The 6,463-nt window shown below is 65.7% G+C and carries 5 protein-coding genes; 3 read left to right on the forward strand and 2 right to left on the reverse strand.

The features are described 5' to 3' along the window. Nucleotides 1-268 precede the first annotated feature (268 nt). Genes ACIRD8_RS37660 through ACIRD8_RS37670 form a run of 3 tightly spaced genes read left to right on the forward strand, consistent with a single transcriptional unit; the run spans nt 269 to nt 1,915 of the window. Nucleotides 269-481, forward strand: a complete 213-nt coding sequence (locus ACIRD8_RS37660) for a hypothetical protein (RefSeq protein WP_404002264.1) — start codon at nt 269-271, stop codon at nt 479-481. Then, on the forward strand, nt 481-1,155 hold the full coding sequence (locus tag ACIRD8_RS37665; RefSeq protein WP_404002267.1) for a restriction endonuclease: 675 nt from the start codon (nt 481-483) through the stop codon (nt 1,153-1,155). The genes ACIRD8_RS37660 and ACIRD8_RS37665 overlap by 1 nt, the downstream gene beginning before the upstream one ends. Before the next feature lie 43 nt (nt 1,156-1,198). Beyond that, nucleotides 1,199-1,915, forward strand: coding sequence for a restriction endonuclease (locus ACIRD8_RS37670; protein ID WP_404002270.1), 717 nt, complete (start codon nt 1,199-1,201; stop codon nt 1,913-1,915). A 409-nt stretch (nt 1,916-2,324) separates the two neighbouring features. On the opposite strand, the gene ACIRD8_RS37675 is transcribed toward ACIRD8_RS37670, so the two are convergent. Further along, entirely contained in the window at nt 2,325-5,126 is a 2,802-nt protein-coding gene (locus tag ACIRD8_RS37675) for a hypothetical protein (RefSeq protein WP_404002273.1), read from the reverse strand. 291 nt (nt 5,127-5,417) lie between these two features. Continuing rightward, nucleotides 5,418-5,990 carry a telomere-protecting terminal protein Tpg gene (gene tpg / locus ACIRD8_RS37680; RefSeq protein WP_404002276.1) on the reverse strand — a complete coding sequence of 191 codons (573 nt, stop codon included), beginning with the start codon at nt 5,988-5,990 and terminating at the stop codon, nt 5,418-5,420. Between the last annotated feature and the right edge of the window lie 473 nt (nt 5,991-6,463).

Genomic DNA, 6,463 nt, shown 5'->3' on the forward strand with positions numbered 1-6,463 from the left:
AAAGCTCCTGGCGGACTGGTGATCTTGGTCGTGAACCCGTCTACCAGGAGCTTTCTTCATGCCCGCCGCCGGGGCTGCCGGCCCAACCACCCGTCAGGTTGGAAGAGGTTCACTGCCACATCCTTCCAGGCCGCCTCTCAGCAAGCCAGGTCAAGGTGTCACCTATCCGCGCAGCAGTCCCGAGGTTGGAGAGCTCAGTGCCCGCTGCTACACCAATTCCTTAAGGGACGGGCCGCATTCCGTGGCCTGCCGGCGGGAGGGGAACAGCATGTCGAAGGTACCGGACGGATTCCATCGCGTACGCGGGCACATCCGCCGCAACCCGAAACCACGCAGCGCGAAGCGGATGAGCGGCTGGATGATCGCCGGTGTGCTGGCAGGCGCGTGGCTGTGGGGGCAGGTGTTCGGGTTCGGCGAGTCCGCTGTCCCCACACCGGCTGCTGACCCGAAGCCGGCCGCCTCCGCGCAGACCGAGCACTGATGGCGCTGCTGCGTTTGCGGCGCCCGCGCGGCATGGCAGAGGTGGTCTCGGCCGCCGTCGTCGTGGTGGCCGTGCTCGTGCTTGCTGTGCGGATGCTGGTGGCGGCGACAGGCGCGTTAGCGCAGGCCTGGCCCGCTCTGCTGGCGCTCGTCCTGCTGGTGGGAGCGGTGGGCGTATGGCGCCTGCGGCAGGCGAGCGCAAGGCGGCGTCGTGAGGGAGAGCGGGTGGCCGCGCTTCGGATCGCCCTGGCCGAGTTCGACGCGATGGACGACCGGCGCTTCGAGCATGCCTTGCGGGACCTGCTGGTCCGTGACGGTTGTCCGGCCCGCAGGGTGGGCGGCGCAGGGGACCAGGCCGCCGACGTCATCGGGGACCATCCGCGGCTCGGCCGGATCGTGGTGCAGGCCAAACACACCCGCGTCGGCGGGAAGGTGGGCTCCTCAGTGATGTACACGGTCAAGGGCACCGCCGGTCCGGTACATAAAGCGGCGCATGCTGTCGTCATCACCAACGGGAGCTTCACCCGTGACGCCATCGCGTGGGGCGAGCGGCACGGCGTGCACTGGGTCGACCGCGACAGGCTGCAGCGCTGGGCCCGGGACGGCGCAGCGTTGCCCGAGCTTCTCGGGCTGTCCGCAGGGCCTCGCGCGGTCCGGTTCAGGCGAGCTGCCTAATCAGCAGGATCCGGATTCTCTGTTCCTCAGATCGGGAGGTGTGGTGTTCGACGAAGACGGGGCGCTCGACCCGCTGCTGAAATTCCTGCTCTACTCCGTTCTTACGCTGGCCATCGGCAAGATGCTCTGGGAGTGGATCACCCAGGACGTCAGCCGGTGGATCACCGTGGACCTGTGGGGCGTGATCACCGGCCACCCATGGTGGACCGCGCTCATCGTGTCCGGCGGGTTGCTCGTGTTCCTCATGCTGGGCCTGCTGGTGTCGTTCGTGTCCGACACCTCGTCCGCTGTCTACGCCGGCCCGCAGGACACGCTCATAGCCCCTGATGCCTTTGCCGGACCGGACATGCTCACCTTCAGGATGAAGGAGCTGTCCTCGATGAGCGCGACGGGCTTCGAGCAGGCATGTTCTGATCTTCTGGCACGGGACGGGTTCCTCAGCCCACGCCGGGTCGGCGGCGCCGGTGACCTCGGCGTGGACGTCACCGCCCGCGACAGCGACAACCGTCTCCTGATCCTCCAGTGCAAGCAATACCAGAGCCCGGTCGGATCGGGACACGTGCAGAAATTCAACGGGACAGCTCGCCCACACCACGGGGCCGACCTGCCGATCATGATCGCGCTCAACGGCTTCACCCGGCCCGCGACCGACTTCGCCCAACACCACAAGCTCATCCTCGTCGGACGCACGGAACTCAAGCAATGGGCCCACGGCCGGCACCTCTACGACGTCCTCGGCATCCGAAACACGACACAGTGACACCACCGGACGCCGCTGTTCAGACAGCGTCAGGCCGGTCGCCGGACCTGCTGGCCTGGTACGTATTGCTGAGCGATCAGGTCAGCACAAAGCCGTAGTCCGGAGGACGATTCGGGAGGCCCTGAAGGCAGCGTGGGCAGGCCCCGCTGTGGACCGCGGTCTGTGGAGCCTCCCTTGGTAACTCTGAGAAGGGTCCGCCGCTCACCTCGTCGTTGCGGCGCTTTGGGGTGAGCGTCGATGCTGGCGCGCCTGCCCCTATCAGCAGTCCAGAAGTACGCAGGCACGGAGCCCAGCCTCGCCGCGTCCCGCTCGTGGCGGAGCGATCAGGGAGGGCTTCTGCTGCCCCTTCCCGTCGATTCCGGCCCGATCCGATGTAAATTGTCAGACGGGCAGGCCGGGTGCGTGGCGCTCAGTGCGTGGCGTGATCCGCTGAGCACGCTGCTCCGCGCGGCGGTGGGATCACGACGCCAGGGTGTGTCCCCAGGGCGGCCACCGACTCGAGCTGCCACGCACCGCGCACCGCATCGATAACCGTGCGGGTGCTGTAGGGCGATACGGCAAGTTCCAATCGGGCCTCTGCGAGCAGGCCAAGGTGTCCGTCAGGACGTCGCGCTGCCCTCGCTCTTCGATCCGCGAAGTCGGGTTGGCCGAACACTTCGAGGAGGGTGAGGGAAAAGTACGCGTATGCGGTGGCCTCGTCAACAAGACGACCGGACGCGTCTGGGAGGTCGGTGCCGCCACAAGCAACGAAATACTGGAGTGCTCCTCGCAGTTGGTCTGTCGGTTCCGGACAGGGACAGGCGACCTTCAGGTGTGCGGCCAGGATGCGGAAGGAGTCCAGAATATTCGTAGTTGCGGGCTGCCACTCCTGTTTGGCCAGCAGGGTGCGGAAGCCAGCCAGTGTCGCCGACAGCTCCTCGATCAGCAGCGCCTGCACCAGCTCGGACAGTTGGACACTGTCAGTGTCTGAACGGATCTCCATCAGGCGTCGGCCGTAACGGATCAGGTCACGCGGGATGCCGCCCGAGAGTGCGTGGGAAAATGCGATGTACGGGTCTCTGATATCTGGCGCCCGCCTCTTCAGAATGACTGCAGACTCGTCCAGAGTGCGCGGCAGAACGTGCAGCACGTCGTCCAACGAGCTGTCTGTCACGTCCCGGTGCGGCAGCCCGCGTCGTACAAACGCAGCCCCTACGTCCTCCGCGACGGAAATCAGGTAGTGCACATGGGGCACTCCCAGGATCGCTTTGATCTCGGCAAGGAAGCTCAGAGCCTGAACATCCGTGCCGAGACGATCCACTTCGTCGATGACGATCACAACACGGTGGCCCTGGACGTGCTCATCCCGCGCAATGCGGGTGAGCAGCTCTCGGAACTCGTTGACGAGGGATGGGTAGGCGGGAGCTAGAGAGGTCAGAGCGCCCGAATGCATAGTGCCCAGGGTGAGGAAGGGGGCAGCGCCAGTGGTCAGGCTGGCAGTGGAGCTCTGGATGGTCTGCAGGCGGTAGAGGTGATTGCGGCATGCGATCACCATCGGTGGTGCGGTCCTTGGAAGTAGGCGCTGGGGTTGGTTGATGAGTTGCCAGATGATCAAGGCGAGGAGGAACGTGCCGAGACGGAGCGGGTTTTCGTCGTCGGCGAGGAAGGGGCGGGTTGCCGGGTCGAGGAAGGTGAGTCCGACAAAGGCGAAGGGAAGCAGCCTCACGGGCGGGCCGAACCACCGTTGCTTGTCCGCGAATCGTCCGGCGTCAGCCGGTTCCCCTGGCGGCGGCGGGGAGAGGTACAGATACAAGCAGCCGATCCAGGCAAGAACGAGGCCGGCTTGCCAGGGCCGAAAGGTGCCAGGGTTCTCCCTTCCGCGGAGGTCGGGATCGATGAGGAGGGAGAGGACGGGCCAGAGGAAGGCAGCAAGGACGCAGAACATGACGATCGAAACGGCTGCGATCTTCAGTCTGAGGATCAGGGTCTGGGAGAGGCGCCTCTGCCAGACAAACACCCCTGCGAAGGCGAGTACCAGGGCGGCTTCCGGCGCCCGTCCCGCTGCGACGTCTTGAAGGAAGGATCCGACGGCCTCGGCGGCGGAGGCAAGGATATGGCGCACTCGTGGGTCCAGATCCTCAACGCGGGAGCGGCCCCAGGCGTACAGGCCGAGCCCGATCAGGGCGAGCGCCGGCACGGTTCGTGCCAGGGCATGCAGCAGTCGTCTCAACGGCGGCAGCATCCGGTCCAGCAGCCTGCGCAGGTATGACAGCCGCACGAAGTCGGGCGCCGTGTAGCCGGCTCGGTCGATGTACGTCCTGCATACGCTGACAAACAGCGAGATGAGGAAGTCGTGCGGGGTGTAGGTGGCGGGGGCATGGGCGAAGACCGAGAAGTCCCGTGGTTGCACGCACCGCTGCATCAGTGTCGTTTTGCCTACTCCGCGCGGCCCGCTCACGGCAACGGCCCCGCCGTCCAAGTGGGCCATCTTGCGTTTCAGTTCTGCCAGCGCCGTGTTGTCGACGTGATACTGGTCGTCCTGCGGGGCCCTCAGCCCCTCATAACTGCTGGGCATCAGGAGGGTGTGCAGGTCGTCACCGAAGAGTTCCTCGACGGCCAGCCCCACTTCGACGGCCAGCCCGCTACGGCGAAGTTCTGACATCCACAACCATTGGGTCAGCCGCTGTGCCCACCACAGCGTGGCCGTCACTGGGTTGAGCAGCGCGAGCAGGCAGGCGTGACGCCACGTTACGAGAGGGCCGCCCGTCTGCGGGGAGAGGCTGAAGGGGCCGCTCAGCCGCCCGTCGAGGTAGGTCAGCGCCGCATAGAAGAGGAACTGCAGAATCAGCAGTCCCAACCCCCACGGCCACGCAGGGCCCAGAGCAAGGAGCGCTCCCATGGCGAAGGAGAAGATTCCGCCGGCCCACCGCGCTGCGTTTTCCTGCTTCCACTGCTCGCCAAGGGTCGCGCTGGCGGGCATGGCCCAGCTCACCGGCGCAGAGATCCGCAGCACTCGCCGGTAGAGCAGGTGTCCTTTGCCGTGAGCCCGATCCGCCAACACCCTGTCGACATACGGCGCGGTGCCTACCGCTTCAGCCACATGCTCGACAGACACCTCAGGTCGCCGCGCCAGCATTTCCTGCAAGTGCCCTTCGTCCAGGCACTCCTTCACCACCTGCTGGTAGATGGCCTTCTCTCTGTCGTCAGACCACACGAACCCCGTTGCCGCCATGAGATGAATCTAGAGGCATGCGACGCCGTGGTCCGTTGATCGTGGGAGAAGTCTGACCGGATGATTGAAGTTTTGTGATTGCGATGCCCGACCGTTCCGGGCGCCTGACAGCGCGCATGATCGTCTGTCATCCTTGCTTCGTGTTCGCGCTGATCTATCGGAGCTCGTGGTGCACCGGCGCGGGCCCGCAGCGCTCGCCACGGATGAAGGGCCATTCCCCCGGCGGAGGGGCTGGCAGAGGAGCTGTGTTGCGAGGGGTGGGGCAGAGAGTCGGCGTCTGCTTCGGTGTGGTCAATATGAGAATTCAAGGTAGTCGATCTTCTGGAGCGTGACGGCCTCCTGTGTGTGAGAGCTGGTGCGCTGGTGGAAGTAGCTTGCGGCGAGAGCCTCGCCGAGAATTCGGTGGAGTTCCTGTTCTGGGGATGATCTGTGGTGCGCGGTAAACAGCCGTTCGGGGTAGGGCGCGCACAGGCTTGTGGTGAGGAATCGTAGGCGGGGGTCGTCGGTGGTCCCGACAGCGGCGGTGAAGCCGAACCATGCGCGGAAGGACACGGTCAGGAGCCCGCCGTTGTCGAGGATGGTGCGGTGGGCTCGGCGGCGCACTTGGGGCTGCCATTGACGCAGGAGTTCGCGTTCTGTCTTGGCGGCTTGGGTGTCGGTTGGCGTGTCTCCGGCCAAGGCGCCCAGGATGTCGTTCTTGGGTACGGCGAGCAGGGTGGCCAGGGCCTGCGGGTCGTTGTGTGTGTGCTGGAGTAGGTATCGGGTGCGGGATCGGTGGGAGCGGGGTGGCTGCCTGGTCCAATGGCGGGCGTCGGCCCGGTCCAGGGCTTCGGTGACGGTGCTGGCGTATCGGCGCTGGGTCATGGGCGCTCCTAAGGGTGGATAGAGGGCGGGGTTCGGGTGTTGTGGAGGGGTTTCAGAGGATGTTGAGGGGCGGGGTGCTTTCGCGGCTGCCGAGGCAGCCGGTATGGATCAGGGATGAGACGAGCGCTTCGTTTCTGCTGCGGCTGGCAGGGCTGAATGGCTGGTCGTTCGGCGAGCTCGTTGTGCGGCTGGGCGGCGGGCCGGGTGGCCTGTCGGAGCCAGATCCTGAGGTGGATGAGGTGTGGTTGGGGCCTGTAGCTCGTGAGCGGCTCGCTCAGTTGTGTGGGCGCTCTGTCGTCCGGGTGGAGCAGGCCTTGCCGAGTCTTGCTGAGTCGCGGATCACGGTGCGGGCGCGTCATCAGGTGCGGGTGGAGCGTTCCCTCTCTATCAGCCTTGGGTGAGACATCCCGTCTTGTCGGGTTAGCCTGAGAGGGCACGGTAGGAGAAGCACCCCTTATGACCAGCATCGAACC

The organism is Streptomyces sp. NPDC102451, from assembly GCF_044765485.1.
In the GTDB taxonomy this organism is placed as follows: domain Bacteria; phylum Actinomycetota; class Actinomycetes; order Streptomycetales; family Streptomycetaceae; genus Streptomyces.